The following is a 1,127-nucleotide window of genomic DNA, read 5'->3' as shown; positions in this document are numbered from 1 at the left end:
AGTCGGAGGGCGTCTACCCCCTCCCCGAGGTCCAGCGCGACCGGTTCCTGTTCAAGGTCCGCGTCACCCATCCCAGCGCCCACGAGGAGCTGGAGCGGTCCTGCGGCGTGGTGGCGGGATTGGAGACGTACACCTCGCGCAGCGGGCCTTCGGGCGTGTGCCCGCGCTCGCCCACCCAGGCGAGCAGCGCGTGCGCGGTGAGCGGGATCTGGTGGTAGGGACCGACGTGCGTCACCGAGGCGTACAGACCGCCGGGCAGGACGTCCGGGGACGTCCCTGGCACGTCCTCGGACGTCTCCACGGCGACGGCCACGGCGAGCTCCGGCGCGAGGTCGAGCGGGAACAGCCCGATCATCAGCCCCTTCGGGTCACCCACGGCGGCGAGCAGCCGGGCCACGCACGCCGAGGTGACGACGCCGATCCGGTCCAGGGTCGCGACGTCCCTGACGACGGCCACCCGCCGGGCGGGCTCGCGGACCACCGTCACCTCCGGCCGGTGCAGCCCTTCGGAGAGGATGCGTTCGAGCGCGGCGAAGTTGCGTTCGCGGCGCGCCAGATCGGCCTCCATCCGGTCGCGTACGTCACCGAGCGCACCCGTGTCGCCGGACAGCACCCGCCCGATCGAGGGCAGCGGCACGTCGATGGAGCGGAGCAGGCTGATCAGCATCGCGGCGCGTGCCTGGTCCGGCCGGTAGTAGCGGTAGCCGGTGTCCGGATCGACGTGGTCCGGGGTCAGCAGGCCCAGCTCGTCGTAGTGCCGTAGTTGCTTGACGCTGAGCCGGCAGAGCCTCGCGAACCGCCCGATCGGCAGATATCCCTCGTTCACTCCATCAGCATGGAGGCTCCCACAGTGGAAGGGTCCAACCGGGCGAGAATCGATCGACCCGGAGGGCCGGAGCGCGTCCGGGAGGTCGCCCCAGCGGGGTTCGGCACGCTCAAGAACCGACCCCGGAGATCGCATCCGGGGATCCTCGTCGGCCTCCCGCGAGGTGGCCGCACATGGGCCGGCGCGGCCGGGACCCGTGTCGTGGGCGCTCGCCGGCCCGTCCTTCGACTGCTCGGCCACCGAGCGGATCCTCGCCGCCGCGGGGCTGGTCTGCCCTCCGGCGGACGGGAAACTGCTCGAT

1 pseudogene is annotated in these 1,127 nt (G+C 72.3%); it reads right to left on the bottom strand.

From position 1 onward, the window contains the following. Positions 1-109 precede the first annotated feature (109 nt). A pseudogene (locus ABZ260_RS51425) lies at positions 110-961 on the bottom strand (MerR family transcriptional regulator); the annotation flags it as partial. Between the last annotated feature and the right edge of the window lie 166 nt (positions 962-1,127).

It is taken from the genome of Streptosporangium sp. NPDC006013, assembly GCF_040614275.1.
In the GTDB taxonomy this organism is placed as follows: Bacteria; Actinomycetota; Actinomycetes; order Streptosporangiales; family Streptosporangiaceae; genus Streptosporangium.
The sequence above is the reverse complement of the archived record's forward strand: the minus strand, read 5'-3'. Positions and strand labels throughout refer to the sequence as shown.